This is a genomic window from Telmatocola sphagniphila (assembly GCF_018398935.1).
GTDB classification, from domain to species: Bacteria; Planctomycetota; Planctomycetia; order Gemmatales; family Gemmataceae; genus Telmatocola; species Telmatocola sphagniphila.
The window spans coordinates 6,016,293-6,035,323 of record NZ_CP074694.1 but is presented as its reverse complement, the minus strand read 5'-3'; the positions used below and the strand labels follow the sequence as shown (position 1 = coordinate 6,035,323).

15 protein-coding genes are annotated in these 19,031 nt (G+C 55.1%); 5 read left to right on the top strand and 10 right to left on the bottom strand.

What is annotated here, in order from left to right; all coding sequences use genetic code 11:
- Window positions 1-9: 9 nt before the first annotated feature.
- From kdpC to KIH39_RS24145, 6 genes are all read right to left on the bottom strand, one after another.
- Complete coding sequence (kdpC, locus tag KIH39_RS24170; RefSeq protein WP_213496329.1) at window positions 10-579, bottom strand: potassium-transporting ATPase subunit KdpC; 570 nt, start codon at window positions 577-579, stop codon at window positions 10-12.
- Window positions 580-604: 25 nt separating this feature from the next.
- A complete protein-coding gene (gene kdpB / locus KIH39_RS24165) occupies window positions 605-2,671 on the bottom strand; it encodes a potassium-transporting ATPase subunit KdpB (protein WP_213496327.1) in 2,067 nt (688 codons plus the stop codon).
- Window positions 2,672-2,732: 61 nt separating this feature from the next.
- Entirely contained in the window at window positions 2,733-4,532 is a 1,800-nt protein-coding gene (gene kdpA, locus KIH39_RS24160; RefSeq protein WP_213496320.1) for a potassium-transporting ATPase subunit KdpA, read from the bottom strand.
- Window positions 4,529-4,621, bottom strand: coding sequence for a potassium-transporting ATPase subunit F (locus KIH39_RS24155; RefSeq protein WP_213496318.1), 93 nt, complete (start codon window positions 4,619-4,621; stop codon window positions 4,529-4,531). The genes kdpA and KIH39_RS24155 overlap by 4 nt, the downstream gene beginning before the upstream one ends.
- 233 nt (window positions 4,622-4,854) lie before the next feature.
- Window positions 4,855-6,261 (bottom strand): hypothetical protein, encoded by a 1,407-nt coding sequence (locus KIH39_RS24150; RefSeq protein WP_213496316.1) that lies wholly within the window; start codon window positions 6,259-6,261, stop codon window positions 4,855-4,857.
- A 37-nt stretch (window positions 6,262-6,298) separates the two neighbouring features.
- Window positions 6,299-6,520: a hypothetical protein gene (locus KIH39_RS24145; protein WP_213496314.1), complete on the bottom strand. Its 222-nt coding sequence runs from the start codon at window positions 6,518-6,520 to the stop codon at window positions 6,299-6,301.
- A gap of 320 nt (window positions 6,521-6,840) precedes the next feature.
- On the opposite strand from KIH39_RS24145, the gene KIH39_RS24140 reads away from it, so the two are divergent.
- The 5 genes from KIH39_RS24140 to KIH39_RS24120 all read left to right on the top strand — a co-directional run bounded on the left by KIH39_RS24140 (window position 6,841) and on the right by KIH39_RS24120 (window position 13,783).
- Window positions 6,841-7,212: a response regulator gene (locus KIH39_RS24140; protein WP_213496312.1), complete on the top strand. Its 372-nt coding sequence runs from the start codon at window positions 6,841-6,843 to the stop codon at window positions 7,210-7,212.
- A gap of 115 nt (window positions 7,213-7,327) precedes the next feature.
- Entirely contained in the window at window positions 7,328-8,173 is an 846-nt protein-coding gene (locus KIH39_RS24135; protein ID WP_213496310.1) for a sugar phosphate nucleotidyltransferase, read from the top strand.
- Window positions 8,174-8,183: 10 nt separating this feature from the next.
- Complete coding sequence (locus KIH39_RS24130) at window positions 8,184-11,501, top strand: UTP--glucose-1-phosphate uridylyltransferase (RefSeq protein ID WP_213496308.1); 3,318 nt, start codon at window positions 8,184-8,186, stop codon at window positions 11,499-11,501.
- Between the two features lie 145 nt (window positions 11,502-11,646).
- Complete coding sequence (locus KIH39_RS24125; protein WP_213496306.1) at window positions 11,647-12,813, top strand: hypothetical protein; 1,167 nt, start codon at window positions 11,647-11,649, stop codon at window positions 12,811-12,813.
- 265 nt (window positions 12,814-13,078) lie between these two features.
- Window positions 13,079-13,783, top strand: coding sequence for a PilZ domain-containing protein (locus KIH39_RS24120; RefSeq protein ID WP_213496304.1), 705 nt, complete (start codon window positions 13,079-13,081; stop codon window positions 13,781-13,783).
- Between the two features lie 6 nt (window positions 13,784-13,789).
- Here the strand turns inward: KIH39_RS24120 and nusA are convergent, their stop codons facing one another.
- The 4 genes from nusA to KIH39_RS24100 form a co-directional block, all read right to left on the bottom strand.
- Complete coding sequence (gene nusA, locus KIH39_RS24115) at window positions 13,790-15,175, bottom strand: transcription termination factor NusA (RefSeq protein ID WP_213496296.1); 1,386 nt, start codon at window positions 15,173-15,175, stop codon at window positions 13,790-13,792.
- 32 nt (window positions 15,176-15,207) lie between these two features.
- Entirely contained in the window at window positions 15,208-15,939 is a 732-nt protein-coding gene (locus KIH39_RS24110) for an ABC transporter ATP-binding protein (RefSeq protein ID WP_213496294.1), read from the bottom strand.
- 53 nt (window positions 15,940-15,992) lie between these two features.
- A complete protein-coding gene (locus tag KIH39_RS24105; protein WP_213496292.1) occupies window positions 15,993-17,924 on the bottom strand; it encodes a HEAT repeat domain-containing protein in 1,932 nt (643 codons plus the stop codon).
- A 129-nt stretch (window positions 17,925-18,053) separates the two neighbouring features.
- Window positions 18,054-18,665 carry a hypothetical protein gene (locus tag KIH39_RS24100; protein WP_213496290.1) on the bottom strand — a complete coding sequence of 204 codons (612 nt, stop codon included), beginning with the start codon at window positions 18,663-18,665 and terminating at the stop codon, window positions 18,054-18,056.
- Window positions 18,666-19,031: the final 366 nt, after the last annotated feature.

Below are 19,031 nucleotides of genomic sequence, written 5' to 3'. Positions count from 1 at the left end.
GAAAGAATTTTACTTCTTTAACTCGTCGAGTTTTAGATTCAATTTCAGCACATTCACTCGCGGTTCACCCAATAGACCGAACGTGCGATCTTCGATTGATTCCCGAACCAGTTTTTCGATCTCCTGGACTGGGAGCGATCTTTCCCGCGCGATTCTCTCAATCTGATACTCCGCGGCCACCGGGCTTATGTGCGGGTCCAGCCCACTGGCGGAAGCCGTGACCAGATCCATTGGGACAGCCCCAACCTGCTCGGGATGGGCTTTCTTCAAATTATCGATTCTCTCGCTCACGGCTTTGAACAAATCGGGATTCGTTGGCCCGAGGTTGCTGCCGGACGACGAGGCTCCGTTATAGGCCGGGGTGGTGGCGGAGGGCCGGCCCCAGAAATATTTGGGATCGTCGAATTGCTGCCCGATCAGGTGGGAACCGATTATTTTCCCCTCTTTTTCCAGGAGGCTACCGTTAGCCTGATTGGGAAATATCGCCTGAGCGGCCACAGTAATTATCAGGGGATAAATGACCCCGGTGACGATGGTCAGAAGCAGAAATAATACCACAGCGGGACGAATCAGTTTCATGACAAACTCCGTCGAAGTTGGGCAATTAGGTCAAATGCAGGGCGACCAGAATTAAATCGATCAGCTTGATGCCGATAAAGGGAACGATCAAACCACCCAGACCGTAGATCAGCAGGTTATCGCGAAGCAGTTTCGCCGCGCCCACTGCTCGGTACTTTACCCCCTTCATCGCCAGGGGGATGAGAAGAATGATGATGATCGCATTGAAAATCACGGCTGAAAGTATCGCACTGGTCGGTGTGGCCAGATGCATGATGTTCAGCCGATCCATAATCGGATAAGTGCTGGCGAAGATGGCCGGGATGATGGCGAAGTATTTCGAGACATCATTGGCCAGACTGAACGTGGTCAGCGCGCCCCGGGTCATCAGGAGTTGCTTACCGATTTCGACGATTTCAATCAGCTTGGTCGGATTGCTATCCAGATCGACCATGTTCCCGGCTTCCTTGGCCGCCTGAGTCCCACTATTCATGGCCACGGCCACATCGGCTTGCGCCAAGGCGGGGCTATCGTTTGTTCCGTCGCCGGTCATGGCCACCAATCGGCCACCCGCCTGATACTCCCGAATCATTTTCAACTTAGCTTCGGGAGTCGCCTGGGCCAGAAAGTCATCCACACCCGCTTCGGCCGCGATGGCGGCGGCCGTCATGGGATTGTCGCCGGTGATCATCACCGTTTTGATGCCCATGCGACGCAGTTCGATGAAGCGCTCCTTGATGCCGCCTTTGACGATGTCTTTGAGATAAATCACGCCCAGCGTCTGCCGACCATCCGCGACAACCAGCGGGGTACCGCCCTTCTTGGCAATCTCCTCGACACTCCGGGTGACTTCCTGTGAAAAATCGCCACCCAAGTTGCGGACGAAAGTTTTGATCGATTCGGCCGCCCCTTTGCGTATTTGCCGGTTTTCCACATCAACGCCGCTGATACGAGTTTGAGCAGTGAAAGGGATGAAGTTCGCTTTGATCTCCTGCAGAGACCGGCCGCGCAAACCGTACTTTTCCTTAGCGAGAACTACAATGCTTCGCCCTTCGGGTGTCTCATCGGCGAGCGAGGCCAACTGCGCGGCATCCGCCAGTTTCTCCACGCTTATGCCCGGCCCCGGAATGAACTCGACGGCTTGGCGGTTACCCAAGGTGATAGTCCCGGTCTTGTCCAACAGGAGTACATCCACATCCCCGGCGGCCTCGACGGCTCGCCCCGAAGTAGCGATGACATTCGCCTGGATCATGCGATCCATCCCGGCGATACCGATGGCCGACAGCAAACCGCCGATGGTCGTGGGAATCAGACAGACTAACAGCGCCACCAGCACAGTCACTGAAACGCGCGTCCCCTGCCCCGCGGCTTTCACGCTGTATTCGGAAAACGGCAATAGCGTGACGCAGGCAATCAGAAACAGAATCGTCATCGCGGCCAAAAGGATATCCAGAGCAATTTCATTCGGAGTTTTCTGCCGCTTGGCGCCTTCCACCAGGGAGATCATACGATCCAGGAAGGTTTCGCCGGGGTTGGCGGTTACCTGCACGACCAGCCAGTCAGAAAGCACGCGCGTACCGCCGGTCACCGAAGATCGGTCGCCACCGCTTTCGCGAATTACCGGGGCGCTTTCGCCCGTGATGGCCGCTTCGTCGACCGAGGCGACCCCCTCAATCACTTCGCCATCCGCCGGAACCGTATCCATCGCTTCAACTAACACCACATTCCCCTTGCGAAGTTTCGCGGCGGGGATGATTTCGAACGGTGAACTTCGGGAAGCATCGGGTAGCAGTTTCGCTTGAACATCCCGACGAGCTTGCCGAAGGGTATCGGCCTGAGCTTTCCCCCGACCCTCCGCCATGGCTTCGGCAAAATTGGCAAACAGCACCGTGAACCACAGCCAGGCCGAGATAGCAAAGATAAAGAGCGAAGACTCTTCACTGGTTCCGGTCAAGGCTCGGATGCCCAGAAAGGTCGTGAGCAGACTGCCGATAAACACCGTGAACATTACGGGATTGCGAATCTGCCGCCGCGGATCGAGCTTCAAAAACGAGTCGACTATCGCCCGTCGGACGATCGCCGCATCGAACAGAGATTTCGGTTTAGTGGACATGGAAAGTTCCTATCGAATCAAATGAGTGAATAAGTCCAAGTTTTAAATTCGAACTCAGGAATCACTTCATTTGCAGATGCTCCACAATGGGACCCAAAGCCAGAGCCGGGACGAACGTGAGTGCTCCCACCAGGAGAACGACCCCCACCAGCATCACCACAAACAAGGGAGTGTGCGTCGGTAGCGAACCGGGGCCAGGCGGAGTGTATTTCTTGCGCGCCAAGGAGCCGGCAATGGCCAGAACCGGAATGATCAACCAGAAGCGCGAGATCAGCATGCCGACCGCCAGAACCGTGTTGTAAAACGGTTCGTTGGCGTTCAAACCCGCGAAGGCCGAGCCGTTATTGTTGGCAGCCGAAGAGAAGGCGTAGAGCACTTCCGAAAAACCGTGCGCCCCGGTATTCGAAAGACTATCCTTCACCTCTTTGGTGACCGGATCGGTATACTTCAGGCCATATTTATCCCCTCCGTTCACCGCCGCGGCCGTGCCGATCAGAACTAATGCGGGAGGAATCAAAATCACCAGCGATGCCATTTTCATTTCGAAGGCTTCGATTTTTTTTCCGAGATATTCGGGTGTCCTACCCACCATCAGCCCGGCCACGAACACCGCAAGGACCGCGAAAATGATCATGCCGTAGAGACCGCTTCCGACGCCGCCAAAGACGACTTCGCCCAGTTGCATCAACCATAGGGGGATCAAACCGCCCAGTGGGGTATAGCTATCATGCATGGAGTTGACCGAGCCATTGGAAGCGGCCGTGGTGGCCACCGCCCAGAGCGCGGAGTTGGTAATGCCAAAGCGGGTTTCTTTACCTTCCATGTTTCCCGCATGCCCGTCGGCCCCCAGCTCGGCGTATTTCGGCACGCCCGATTGCTCGGCCAGAGTGGTTCCGATCACACAAGGAATGAAGATGATGAGCATCGCGGCGAGAATGGCCCAACCCTGCCGCCGGTCATTCACCAGCAGGCCGTAGGTGTAGCACAGCGCTCCCGGGATCAGCAGTATCGAAAGAACCTGCAGGAAATTCGAAAGGGGCGTGGGGTTCTCATAGGGGTGAGCACTGTTGGTGTTAAAGAAGCCGCCGCCGTTGGTGCCCAGTTGCTTGATGGCAATCTGCGAGGCGGCCGGTCCCATGGGTAAGGTTTGTTCGGTGACTTTTTTCTCCACCTGCAGCGGTTTGCCGTCGGCTCCCAGCACGGGCTTACCATCCGCATCCTTCTGATCTTCCGAAGTGGTAAACGGCTGGAGGACAGTGGCCGTATCGTAGGTCTTGAAGTTCTGAATCACTCCCTGGCTGACCAGCACCAGGGCCAGTATCGCGCTCAAGGGCAGCAGGATATAAAGCGTGCTCTTGGTCACATCGACCCAGAAATTGCCGATGGTTTCGCTGGAATGACGCGCCAGACCGCGAATTAACGCAATCAACACCGCCATGCCGGTGGCCGCGGAAAGAAAGTTCTGCACAGCCAGCGCCAGCATCTGCACCAGATAACTGATGGTGTTCTCGCCGCCGTAACTCTGCCAGTTCGTATTGGTGGCGAAACTGATGGCCGTGTTGAAGGCCAGATCGGGACTGGCGGCATCGAATTTCTGAGGATTCAAAGGCAACTCGGCCTGCCAGCGCATCAAGGTATAGACGGTGATTACCCCCAGGAGGTTGAACACCAGTACCGCTCCGGCGTACTGACGCCAGCCCATCTCCTTGTTGGGATCGACACCGGCCAGCTTGTAGAAGATTCGATCCAGCAGAAGCGGCTTGCCCTGATAGATGCGAGCCATCAACCAGCCCAGCGGGCGCGCGAATCCAACGAGTACTGCTATATAAAGGGCGATTTGTATCCAGGCATTAGAGCTCATGAAAACCACTCCGGCTTCAGTAAGGCGATTCCCAGGTAAACCAGCAACAGTAGGGAAATTGCGAGTCCTATGACTTCAATCTCATTCATCGCTTCTCCTTCATCAGCGCTTCGCACAGGGTCAAAAAGCCCCAGGTCAGAAGCGAAAAAATCAAAATGAAGCCGAGATAGACGTAGTCGTTCATGGCTAAACTCCCGTCGAAATCGAAAGAGATTTCGACTCGAGTATATTAGCCCGATCGATGTCAAAGAGAGGTTAAGAGACCACCGGGAAGTGTTAAGAAAGTATCAAGATGGATCGGTCTCTCCGGGAAATGAAATCCTCAGTTGATTCTTTTTTGGGCTAATCCTTTGCGGCCCTTTTGAAAGTAACAGATTTCCACCAGAGTGGGCCAAAGTTCAATCGATCCTTTTATCCCCGAGACCACGTCGTCCACGATACGCAGCAGATTCTGCTGGAAAAAATCGGGTTCGAAACCGTAAAAGACCTTTTGCAGATTGGCCGCGAACACTCGCAATGCCTCGGCCCGTGCCGGATTCACAGTGCGTTCGGCGGCGGCCAAGGAACGGGAATGCAACTCGGAGATTTTGGTGAGGATCTCGTCGGCATCCCGCGAAGTGACTTCCCCTTCGTAATCGAACGAGATACTCAACTCATCGATCTTCGAAAGAGTGGTGCGAATCTTGGTCTTCAACAGGTTCGAAACTTCTTCGTTGAAGATCTCCGCCGCCGGCGGGTTCCGCATGTAGTTGTTCTTGATGTGATTCTGGGCCGCATCGACGTGGGCCGCCGCCAGACCGGGCTGCTGGATCCAGAGCCGGTAGATGTAGTCTTCAAAGCGCAAACGGGTGGGAAAAAACGGCGGCAAACCAAAGGAATTGTCATACCCCGCCACACCGCAGTCCATGCGCCAGTTCAGTTTGGTGACCGCCGCGCGAAAATTGACCAGCACATAGAGTTCATTCAATGCATCGGGATCGATTTGCTCTTCGTTGGTCAGAAACAGATCGACGAAATCCAATGCGTCGATGTCGTTGGTACCGGATCGAAAGGTCTGAGCCATTTTCACCACGGCACTATCCGCTATCGTTCCCGAGCGCAAAACCAGGGAGTTTTCACGCGACAGGCCGCGCGTGGCATTGGTTTCCAGATCCATGGCCGTGTCGACCAGGAGTTCGCCCCGTTCGTAGTTGTGAGGCAGATCGGCAACCGGCTTGCCAAGCACATCGAGAAAGGAGGAAAGAATATCGAACGATTTTCGGGTGTACCCTTGGGCGTTGACCGGATAGAGCTTGCCACGGCCGATTTCATGCTCTCCCAAGGATTCCGGACTGTCTTCCATCAGGGCGTAGGGACGCATGTCGTCATCCGAACTGACGACGAGGCCCCCCAGCGTATACATCAGGGTGTAGTTACGATTTCCGCCGTAGCTGGGTCGAAAGAGATTTTTCACCAATCCGTCGAGTCGCTTATCGCGCAACCGCTCGCCGAGATAGCTCTGGAACTGGTCTTTTTCCGCGGGGCCGACGTAGTAAAGTTCGTTGTGGGTCTTCACCGACTCCAGATGGGAAAAATACTTTTCCTGCGTCGGTCGGCTGGAATCGTCGAAGACGATGAGCCGAACGGTGTGCCCGTTGCGGCGAAAATGCTCGTCGTATTCGCGAATCGTTTCGCCGACATCGCGAAGGCGATAAGTGGGGATGACGAAGTACAGCTCTTTCTCGACCATCACATCTCGAGGATAAGGGAATAATTCACCAAAAATTTCAAATCAGATGATCGGCTTCCAGCAGACCACCGACCAGAGCCGATACCGCCATGCTCAGAGCAAGGCAAAGGTATCGCACCTCCTCACCCGGCAGCATCAGGCCGACAAAAGCCCCCACAATAAAGCCGGGAAGCGTCCAGGCTAGCGCCACGGCGAACACTCTTCTCTCCCAAACCAGAAGAGAATCCTGTTCCTCCCTCTCGAGGCAGTAGTTTTTCATTTCCTGCTCCGGACGAAAGTTACGCTCTGGCGAATGCGCAAAATATCTCTGATTGAGAATGGTAATCAAATTGACATTCAGAAGGCGTCAAGAGTGAGAATGGAGCCGTTAAAATTCCGTAAAGACCCCCTCATTTTCAATTGGATCGAGATTTGCTGTACTTAATATTCGAGGGAGTATTCTCAATCTGAGATTATCAATCCAGCCGTCAGGATTGGTGCATCCGGATCGAAATCGCTACTCTTTGGGCTGATTTTAATCCGATTCTTATACTGAGCTTTATCTTGAACCTAAATTTATGTGATACTCTCGAGCAGACCATGCCTAGAATTTTGATTGTCGACGACGAACCAATGCTTCGCACCACGATGCGGCGCATGCTCGCGCCCACCGGCTACGAAATCGAGGAAGCGGAAGATGGCCATGAAGCGCTGAAACGCTACCGCGAGAACCCAGCGGAACTGATCATCTGCGACGTCTTCATGCCAGAGAAGGATGGGCTGGAAGTCATTCGCTCCCTCACGGCGGAATATGAATCCGTAAAAGTGATCGCCATTAGCGGTGGCGGTTTTAACGGCGAAATGGATTTGCTCTCGGCGGCCCGGCATTTTGGGGCAGCCGCCATACTTTACAAGCCGTTCGATCAGGCCGATCTTCTAACGATTGTAAACCAATTTATCGTACCGGCCTGAAAAACCCGCATGCTACGTGCGTGCCAATCTCATTTTTTAGCCCACATTCTCTATTGAGATTCGCTCTGAGATATCAAAATGAAGACATCCACCAGAGCCAAGATAAACTACCGACATGAATATTCGCAAAGCCGTCATCACTGCCGCCGGGCGATCCCAACGCACGATCCCTCTCCAAACCCTCGTTGATCGCGACGGTGTGGAGAAGAAAGCCCTCGAAATTATCGTGGAGGAAGCCATCCGCTGCGATATCGAAGAAGTCTGCGTCATCGTCGCGCCGGGAGATCAGACCGCTTACCTGGAGGCGGCCGGGCCCTACGGACCACAGCTGCATTTCGTCGAACAGGTCGAGCCACGCGGCTATGCTCACGCTCTGTTTCAGGCCAAAAAATTCACCGATAATCAGCCCTTCCTGCATCTGGTCGGCGATCATGTCTACACGTCGCAGGGGAAACTTCGCTCAGCCCAGCAACTCGTGGAAGTGGCCAAGCGCGAAGCCTGCAGCGTCTCGGCCGTGCAACCGACTCGCGAGAATATGCTGCCTTTCTATGGCACGGTGGCGGCCCGCCGCGTGCCCGGCCTGAACGATCTCTACGAAATCGAAAACGTTCTCGAAAAACCGACCCCCAGCGAAGCCGAGCAATCTCTGCTCGTGCCCGGTCTGCGAGCGGGCTACTATCTCTGCCTCTTCGGGATGCATGTTCTTACGCCGGTCGTGATGCAACTGCTCGAGAAAAAGCTGACGGATCTACCGCCCGGCCAGACGCCTTCGCTCTCCCCCATTCTGGCTGAACTGGTGGAACAGGAGCGGTTCCTGGCCATGGAAATGAAAGGCCGACGCTATAACCTGGGCGTCAAATACGGTTTGCTCAACGCCCAACTGGCTCTGGCTCTGGAAGGAGCTGACCGGGAAAACGTGCTGACCCAATTAGTGGAACTCCTGGCCCAGCGAGGCGGCTGAAGCAATCCCTATGAAACTCCGCCAACTCATCACTTCCACCAACCCCAAGGTTCGGAATAGCTCTCTCGAATCGGCCTGCACCCCGCTGAGCTATACTCAATTGCTCGAGGAATGCGCCGATCTCGAACTGTTTCGACGGAACTCCGATAACCTTTATGATCGGGTTCGGGCTCTCTTTTTCCTCTACGCAATCCACCGCTTCCTGCTGCCGGCCCGCAAAGAAATCAAGCCGGATGGCCGCATTCCCTTCGCCGGCTACGACAAGTTGCTGTCCCGGCGCTTCGAGGAAGCGATTCACGCATTTCAGGAACTGCAAAAATCGGATGGATTATCCGATGGTCTCAGCAGCGCGCTCGGCGCTGGTTATTACGCCCTGGCCTTTCAAACTCTGGCCGGGCAGGTTCGCAAAAGCGTACGCAGCGTACCGGGAAATCGCTGGATGTTCCGCATGGGCCACCCGGCCGACCACTGTTTGCGCATCCGACCCGAACTGTTAGAACGGCCCTCCGCTTCTTCGCCCTATCCGATTCTTCGCGAACGTACCCCCGTTCGCATGGATCTGACCCACTCCTGCTGGAGTGACATCTTCTTTCTCGGCATGGATTATCCCGAAGGGGCGAAGGTCCTGAACGTCTCCATCGATCTGGGTGTGCATGGCCGGGATGCCGAACCCAAACCGCCTATCGAAGTTTACCTGCGCGTGATCGACGAACCAGTGCTGCGACTGGTCTCGGTCGATCTCGATTCCAGTGCCGACATTACCGAACTCTCCGAAGTTTTTAACTTCGCCAAAGATTACACCGGGCTCCTGAAAGCCGGGGTGATCTCTTCCGGCATCGTGCCGCCGGGCCTGGAAGGTTCGGAGCAAAAGCTCACCGACCTCTTGGCGCATCTGGTCGGGCCGGGGCGCGGTCTGGAAATCGTCAGCCAGGTGAACAACATCCCCAAGGGCTCCCGACTGGCGGTTTCAACCAATCTCCTCGCTGGCGTAATTGCGGTGTGTATGCGGGCAACCCGGCAAGCCCGGTCTTTGACCGGTCCTCTCGAAGAGAGCGAACGGCGATTAGTGGCGGCTCGCGCCATTCTGGGAGAATGGATCGGCGGTTCAGGTGGCGGCTGGCAGGACTCCGGCGGTGTCTGGCCCGGTATCAAGAAGATCGAAGGGACTTTCGCAGTCGAAGGCGATCCGGAATTCGGAATCAGCCGCGGCCGCTTGCTCCCTCAACACACCGTCATGGGTGAGCGAACGGTCCCGCAACTGACTCGTCAACAACTCCAGGACAGTCTGGTGCTGGTCCACGGCGGCATGGCTCAGAACGTCGGCCCCATTCTGGAAATGGTCACCGAAAAATATCTGCTGCGCGGCGAAAAGGAATGGACTGCCCGGCAGAATGCTCTGGGCTTATTCGATCACATCGTCGATTCGCTGCGTCAGGGCCGGATTCAGGATCTCGCCAAAGCCACCACGAAAAACTTCCGCGAACCGATTCAACAGATCATTCCCTGGGCCAGCAACTACTTCACGGAAACTTTGATCTCCCGCATCGAAGGACGTTTGAAAAGTCAGTTCTGGGGCTTCTGGATGCTCGGCGGCATGTCGGGTGGCGGCATGGGCTTCATCGTCGATCCCAGCCGCAAGGTCGATGCGCAGGCAATTCTTCAGGAAGAAATGTCTAAGCTGCGCCGCGAGTTGGTGCACTCGCTGCCTTTTGCCATGGACCCGGTCGTTTACGACTTCCGCATCAATCCGAACGGTACTCATGCGGAACTGCTGGAAGGCGCCCAAGCACTTCTTTCCCCCGGTTATTATGCTCTCTGTGCCCCGCTCTGGTTGAAGCAGGATATTCGCCGCATGTCGCCGTTGCGGCGCGACGAACTGACCCGAATGGGCGCGGCCTGCCGATCTGAAACTGCCATGGCCGGGGTGATCGAGACTCTATTTGAGAGACTGCTCCCCAAGGAAGAAAAGAAGAGCATCGATTCGAACAAACTCGAAGATCTGCTGACGAAATTCGGCTTCGATCGGGAGCAGCACGAGCGAATCCGGACCGATCTCCGCCGGGGCTTGATCGGTCTGGCACAAAATCGTCTTTCCTCGACCTCCTCAATTGAAGACGTCAGCCCCAGAGACATCATCGACACGCGCGGCTCCCTGAGTGAACACCGGCAGAAACTCGGCCGGCAAGCTCTGGAACGCGGCGAAGTTTTAACCGTCACACTCGCCGCCGGAGCCGGCAGCCGTTGGACGCAGGGTGCTGGCGTCGTCAAAGCTTTGCATCCCTTCTGCAAACTGGCCAGCCGGCATCGCACCTTCCTGGAAGTGCATCTGGCGAAAGCCCGTAAATCGGCCAAGCTCTTCGGGCCAGCCGCTCCCGTCGTCTTCACCACCGGTTACATGACTCACGCGCCGATTCAACAGTATCTGCAGCAGGTCGGCAACTACAACTATTCCGGCGAGGTGATGCTCTCGACCGGTCGCAGCGTCGGCCTTCGAATGGTTCCCATGGTCCGCGATTTGCGATTCGCCTGGGAGGAAGTGGCTCACCAGCAGCTGGACGAACAAAAACAGAAGATGCGCGAAAGCATCCAGGCGGCTTTAATCAACTGGGCCCGCAGCGTCGGCGAAGCGAACGACTACACCGACAATCTGCCGATGCAGTGTCTGCATCCGGTCGGTCACTGGTTCGAAATTCCCAATATGCTTCGCAACGGCGTATTGCGCGATGCTCTCCGCAAGTCGTCGCAGTTGAAGTACCTCCTGATTCACAATATCGATACGCTGGGTGCCAATCTGGACGCGGGTCTGCTCGGCACGCATATCGAAACGGGCAAAACGCTGAGCTACGAAGTGATCAGCAAGCGCATCGACGACCGCGGCGGCGGCTTGGCGAGAATCGATGGTCGGACTCGCATTGTGGAAGGGCTGGCGCTTCCCCGGCAGGAAGATGAATTCAAACTGCTCTACTACAACACGCTAACGACCTGGGCAACTATCGATCAACTGCTGGAAGTGTTCGGACTGCACAGAAGCGACCTGGAAAACGAAACCAAAGTCGCCGAGGCCGTGCATCGACTGGCCGGGCGAATGCCAACTTACATCACCTTGAAGGATGTGAAGAAACGCTGGGGCCACGGACAGGAGGATATTTTCCCGGTCTGCCAGTTCGAAAAACTCTGGGGCGACATGACTGCGCTCACCGATCTGGACTGCGGGTTCCTGGTTGTGCCCCGCATGCGCGGCCAGCAATTGAAGGATCAGGCTCAACTGGACGGCTGGCTTCGGGAAGGCAGCGCCGATTACATCGAGCGGATTTGCGATTGGACTTGATCTCATTCGCGAAGGGTCGGCTTGCCTAGCCGATCCTTCGTATTCCAAAAAAATCCTTTTAATTTGGCTGCGATATTCGCGACAATAAAGAACGGGCCGCTTCTGCGGACCGGCCACCGGTTGGCAACAACTAGGAGGGGTTATCTTGCTGTCGCTTTGTCTACTTTTTGCTTTCGCATTGCCCGACGACACTCCCTCGGAAAGCACCAAACAGAGGGAACGGGCGTTGGAATTGGTTCGGCAATTCGAAAGTCGCTCGTTTCGCGTTCGGGAGTCCGCCTCCCGGGAATTATTGTCTTTGGGATCTTCGGCACTGCAGGCCCTCGAACAGGGGGCGCACCATCCCGAAGCGGAAGTTCGGGAGCGTTGCCGGGAACTTCTGCCGCGGGTCCGCCAACAGGATCTGAATCTTCGTCTGGACGCTTTTCTCCAGGAGCCAACCGGTAAATCTCAAGCGAAAGTCCCGGGTTGGGACATCTTCTGCCAGCGGACGGGGGACACTCCGGATACTCGGCAGTTCTACGCCCAAATGCTGCGGCGCGTACCGAATGCGGCCCTGCTCATCGGGAAGGATTCGCAAAAGCTGGCAAATTATTGCAGCTCCCGGCAGTCCGAGATTACCACAGAACGCGAGAGAGCAAATGAGGATCCTCAGCCGCGCGGCTCGGGTCGGAAAGAGACTCTTTCTTTCGATGCCATTGAAATTGCTTTCTGGGTTTTCGTCTGCTCTCTGGAAGATGTTCGCGTTGAACTGCGGAAAGAGCCCGATCAACTCAATTCGATCTACCTCATCAACGATATCGTGTTTCAGAGGGCGCTGGCCAATCGAAATCAGCGGCCGCTTTACCACAAAGTCCTACTTGGTTGGATGGAATCTCTGAAAGACGACGCCGATTCCTCCGAGCTTTCCTCCGCTTTTTACTTTGCCCGCGAGAACGATCTCCGGGAGGCTTTGAATTTCGCCGCCGAATATCTCAGGAAGCATCAAAACCTGACGGACACCGCTGCGGAAGCCATGACGGTGATCGGAAAATTTGGTTCGCTGAAGAACGTGGAACAGCTCGAGAAGTTTCTGATGAAGCAGGAAGAATGCAGTACCATTAATCTTCGGCAAACCGTCTATCACGTTCAGTATCGGGATATCGCCCTGGCCATGATTCTGCGTTTGAACAAAGTCAATCTGCGCCAGGCCGGTTTTGAGGCCCTGGGAAACAATCTCGAGCTCCAATTTTTTCCCTATTATCTGGGCTTCGTCAACGACGAGTCACGGCTGAAAAGCTTCTCGGTTTATGCCGATTTGCTTCGAAAATGATGGGCCGATTCCGGAGCAAATCCCATCTAAATTCCAATTTAGAAGCAGGACGCCGTGGGTCGTTGCTCCCACGACGTCCCAGGAGATACGCAGAGCGCAACTTCTGCGTACGCTGAATTTTAATTCGATTCAAAGCCCGGTCGCAAGCAAATTGTAACCCTCATCTCAAAAATGTCCCGGGGAGAAAGTCGATTGAATCGGACCTAGGGGCTAAAAGTGTGTGCTAGATTACATTTTAGATCATTTAGCCCTTGGAATCCTTCTAATGTTCGAACGCACGAAAAGTCTGATACATAAGTGGACGGATTCAGCCGAAGACATCTCGCTGGATGATCGACGCGCTCATCCGCGCTACGAGATGCGGGTCAAAACGCATTGTCGTTTCGCCGTCCCAAACTCGGAAAATATGCCGGCGGAGATCTGCGACCTATCCCGAGGCGGGGTGAAGCTGCAATTGAACCGCGCGCTGGACGAAGGTAGCCTGGTCTGCATCGATCTTCCCAAAAGCCTGTGCGGCGACTCCGTGGTGGCTCTTGCCTGCGTGATGCATGCCGTGCCTCTGTCGGGCGGGATGTACAGCCACGGCTGCACCTTCTCTGCTGAATTGGACGATCAGGATCTGCAACAGTTTGGCGCCAAGAAGGTGCGTACGGAAGCGGGCGATAAACGAGCCTGGCGACGCTACAACACCCAGGGCGAAGTGCGCTTCCAGAAAGTCCCCTCGGATGGCCTGTTTGCCGGCCTGGGCAAGATCACCAATATCTCGCCTTCGGGAGTGGGTTTGATCGTCGAGGCACCGGTCCAACCCGGGACCGCTTTAAAATTGGAGTTGCGGCGATCCTCCAAGGATCGGCTCGTCAATATTCTGGCTTGCTGCGTCTATCTAGGCGAAAAAACCGATGATGGTTGGATCATCGGTTGCACGTTCATTCACGAATTGACGGCCCAGGATATCGAATCCCTGATGTGATCCGACTTATTTCGGGTCATCCGAGAACAGAGCATCCAGTCCTTTGCCCGAAGGAACTTCCGCCTCAACCGGAGCCGGTTCCGCCTCCGCTTCCACCACAACTTCTTCCCCTTGCTGTTCCGCCAGCGCGGCTTCCGCCGCCGCGATTTCTTCGGGCGTGGGTTCCGTATCTTCGGTCACCGCAACTACCGGTGCGCGATCCTGTTCGCTTTCACCTTCCCGCTCGATGCGCTCGGCCTGCTCTTCACAATACAGGATGAATTCGTCCGCCGCCTCAGGCGTTACACCCACCATCTCGGCCAGCTGTTCCGGTTCGAGGAAGGTGATGTCTTCGTAGCTCAGGAAACCTTCGGTAATCATCGATTCGGCAAAGTTTTCCGGCACATTCGGGATTCCGCCGAACCAGCGTTCGGCCTTCTCCACACCTTCGGTCAGCTCTTCGATGGTCATGATTTCAATGTCCCAGCCGACGAGCTTACTGGCCAACCGGACGTTCTGACCGCGGCGACCGATGGCCAGGGAGAGATTCTCATCGGTAACCAGAACGATCGCCCGGCCCAGACGCGGATACATCATCACTTCGCTGATTTCCGCCGGCGACAGCGCATTGGGAATCATGATCTGCATGGAATCATTCCAGCGCACGATGTCGATTCGCTCGCCGTTGAGTTCGTCGATCACGCTCTTGATACGACTGCCGCGAACCCCGACGCAAGCGCCGACGCAATCGACTTTCATATCGATGGAACTGACGGCGACCTTGCTGCGATAACCCGCTTCGCGGGAGACGGCTTTGATTTCGATGGTGCGATCGGCGATTTCGGGAATTTCCTGTTCGAAAAGCGCCCGCACAAAGTCGGGATGGCAACGAGACAGAACGATTTTCACCCGGTGGCCGTTGCGGCGGACATCCATCACCACCGCTTTGACGCGGTCGTTGACGTGCAGTGTTTCGCCGGGGATCTGTTCGCTGCGGGGAAGTATCGCCTCGATGGTGGCGGCGCCGTTCTTGCCGTCCTTGGAGATGCTGAGAATACCGGTGCCATTATCGACGCGCTGCACAGTGCCGGTGACCATGTCCCCTTTGCGCGTCGAAAACTCATTGAAGACGCCATCGCTTTCGGCTTCGCGCATCTTCTGAATCATCAGTTGTTTGGCCGATTGTGCGGCGATGCGACCCAATTCTTCCGGATCGATCTGCTTGTCGCCGCGCTGGGCCACGATCTGACCGCTGACGCGGTCGATGTGCACAATGACGTCGTCTTCGGCTGCTCCGTTGCGTTCCATGGCGACTTTCAAGGCATCTTCGATACCGTTGAAAATCGTTTCCTTCGCGATATTCTTCTCGCGATGGATCATGTCTATGACGCGCAGCAGTTCGGCACCATTCATGACGAATTTCTCTTACTCGGGAAGCTGATCCTCTAAAAACGAAAAAAGACCGATGGTTGTCCCGAGGAAACTAAAATTTCTTCCGGAGATACTATCTTCCGGAGGGAATTTTCTTCCAGGACACCCAAGCGGTCGGCAAGTGCCTTCGCTTCTAGGGGATCGTGTGTTACATAAACTATTGTGATGCCTTCCGAGCGTTTTAGCAAGTGAATATCCGCGGATAATTTCTGCCGAAGCGGAAAATCGAGTTGACTGATCGGCTCGTCCAGTAGCCACAATTTGACGCCGCGAACCAAGGCCCGCCCGAGCGCCACCCGCTGTTGTTCTCCGCCGGAGAGTTCGTGAACCCGCCGTTGGAGAAGATCGGCAATCTGTAAGGAATTTGCTTTTTCCTCGACAATTCCTTGAATCTTCACGTTCGAAAGCCGTTCCACCCGCGGCTTGCGCTTCTCCTCGAATTCGCGGCCGACGCTCAGATTCTCTCGCACGTTCAGGTGAGGAAACAGGGCCGGCTTTTGAGCCAGATACGCCAGTTGTCGCTGGTGCGGCGGAAGATTCTGGACTTCCTGACCATCAAAAAAAATCTTGCCGGTGGAGGCTTTTTCCAACCCGGCAATCAATCGCAGCAGGGTAGATTTGCCCGATCCGGAAGGTCCGGTCAGGACCAGACATTCCTCCGAATGAATTTCAAAAGTGCACGGCTTCAAGCCCACCGTACCGTTGGAATATTGCTTGGAAAGGGTTTCGATCCGGATGGCTGGCATGGTAAAAATCTGGTTGTTGCGGGGGACTTAGCCTCCCGTCGCGGGAGGAATCTCTACTTCTTCCACGCCTTCCAGTCCCCCTGCGATTTCAATTTTTCATCGGCCGAGGCTAGCGGCTGCGGCCCAAAGTCCTGTCCGGTGAGAGTTTTCAGCGAAGTCCGGGCAGCCTGCACAACCAGATCTTCGGTATCGGTCACCACATTGATCAGGTGCGGCACCAGTTCGAGATCGAATTTCATCCCCGCAGCCCGCGCCGCTCCGAGTCGTATCTCTTTATTGGGATCCTTCAGCATCTCTTGAAGAGTCGAACGGGTCATCCGTTTCAGACGAAGAGCCAGGGCTTCGCGAATATCGCCGAGCATCGATTGTGGACCTTGAGCCGCCGCGCGAATCAAGGCTTCTGTATAAACGCTTCCCTTGGAATCGCGTAATTCCTCCAGCACCGCGGCGCGCGAACCGGGCGGAGCCTGCAGCAGTTTTTGCAGCAATCGATTGGCTTCGAGGCTGAATAGATCTTCGTTGATTTTCGGTACCGGTGTCGGGTTCATATTCTCCCGCCGAACCGGGATGGGAGTATTGGTGCGGGGAGTATTCGCGATTTCTTTGCCTCCCGTCTTCGGGGCCGAGTCCGACGGAGTATTCAAATCATTTTTCACCCGAAGACTCTTGGTCAATTCCTTGGTCAGGTTGGTCCGATTCAGAAACAACAAGGCGAAACAGGTATTCACTTCCTCTTTAGCGCCGGCGTAACTGCCGCCCACCCATGCTCCGTTGGCCTGTTGAGAACGCACCAACAGATCGGCGCCCCATTTATACCAGTCGACCCGACCGACGCGATCCAGGCCGAGTGCCATGCAAACTCTCTCCAGACCCCAGAGAAAGTAGCAGTTATCGATCAGCGCATTGTTGTTTCCGTTCTGGTTCTGCAGGATGTGGGCTTCGAGTCGCAACAGGCCGGCTTTCAATGCGAGATCGTTGATGTTCTGTTTCTTTGCTTCTTCCGTACCGTCTTTTTTCAAGGGAATTGGGGCATTTTGGGTTCGCAAGGAAGCGTTGCCCGTGGGATCCAAACCCGCGGTCCCCATACCCAGGGCTATCCCCAGCAAGCCGGCACAGGTCATCGATGGCGTGGACTGCTGTCGATCCGCGCCGATGTAGCTCCAGCCGCCGTCACCACTCTGCGTTTTCCGGAATCTCGCTTCAGCTTTTTTCAAAGCGTTATCCGCGTTCAGACCGGCCCGCCGCGCGCACCAAAGCCCGACTATCGCGAATTGCGTGTTGGAATTGTCGCCATCCGAATTATCGAAACGGGGGTTTTTATTCACCAGACGAAGGTATTTTTCGACATCGGGATGCAAGGTGCTGGGGCCGGTTTCCGTGGGGGTGGGTTTATCTTTAGGCTTGGTCACAACTTCGGGTTTGTTGGGATCGACCTTCTTACGAGGAGTTTTGCTATCCCCTTCTTTGGCGTCGGGAGTGCTGAGTTCAGAATTTCCACCGGCAAAATTGGTTTGCAGTCTGCGCATCTCGGCGGGGGGCAGGGCCTCGCCGCAGGAATAGCTCCAGCCGCCCATGCCGGTCTGACCCGCTAGAAGCCGGACGCCCATAAATTGAACGGTCGGTCGATCGCTGAGATCCCCATGACGGTCCAGATACATGGATATCAATGCGATTTCATAGGTGGTGGTCTGCTGCAGGGCCTGTTCGCGAATATAGCTGGTGATTTTTCGAATCGCAGCGGAATCCTTTTTGATTCCGGATTCCAGCAACGCCAAGCCACAGAGCGCGGCCATCCCTACCGGATGATCGCCCGTTTTAAAGTCGTCCCCCGTGCTGTAGAAAGCTTCGAGGTAGGCCGCCCCCCGTTGAATGGCGTCCTGGATGGCGCGAGGTTTTTCCTGGGATTGGACTGTCGGGGAACAACCGCACAGCGTGGCCAGAGCCAGCCAGCAAAAAGCAATTCCTAACGACGAACGACTTGCCATGCCCGGTCTCCGGAAGCGAGCCTAGGGTACATCTATTGATTGTCGCTGGAATTATGGGCTACAGCAAGCGAGAAAGGGAAGATAAACGGAGCTCTCCCGGAGAATTTTCCCGGGAGAGTCCTCTGAAATTTATTTGATGTTCACTTCGAAAGTTTCGTTTTCGCTAACGGTTCGTGTCTGCATGAATTCCTGAACTTGGAGAACCTGATAGTTGAAGCTGCCTGCCGGAACCGTGACCGTTATATCCTGGAATGGGCTGAGGTCGATTCGGCGGCTATTCACAACAATGGTCATTTCGGTGGGATACTGATTTACGAAACGAATCTTGCCCGGCTTGGCTACGTTCGTGGTGTCGATTCGCTTCGACTGGGTTCGCAGCCGTTCTTTCAATTCCAGGTTTTCTTTTCGCAGATCTTCAATTTGCTTCTTGAGATCCTCGTTCGCAACCGAATCGAGCTTTGAAGTGTCGATTTTCTTGGAAGTATCGGTGTTTTTGGGTGGTGCGGACAATGCGGTTTCCAGCTTATCCAGCCGAAGCTTCAAGGCGGAGATATCGCTGAGCAGATTCAGGTTGCTGTTATCCTGCTTATTCTTCTGTTCGGTCAGTGATTTTTCCAAATCCTTGATGGCCAGCATGATCTTATCGGTATCGACCTTTTCCTGGGCCAAAACGGGTTGAGCCGCCAAGGACAGAACGACGACGAGTAAGCCAAATCGAATCGGTGTGGCAGAGCGAATCATGATGCAAACTCCCGCGAGGCCCATCTAAGTGCATTCTTATTAGTCTCATTGAAAATATATATCGCGCGAACCGATTACAAGCAAAAATCGGGTGAGATAAAGTTATCGGGCAAGCGAAACAGGTCCGATTGTAAGGATAAAGCAAACAAGGCAATCCGGGAAACCTTGGGAAGATTGTCTGAATGCCGAGATCCAGATTTTTTCTGCAGCCTGAGCCTTTGCACCGCTGACGGAGTTTCCGCCGGAGTTCCTAGCATTTTATCGCTTCCCGCGCAAGGGAATTTTCACAAGTTCCTGATATGAAATGGTTACGGGTTAATCCTAGCATCAAAAATTATGTTACAGTTGAGAACTGAACTGTACCGG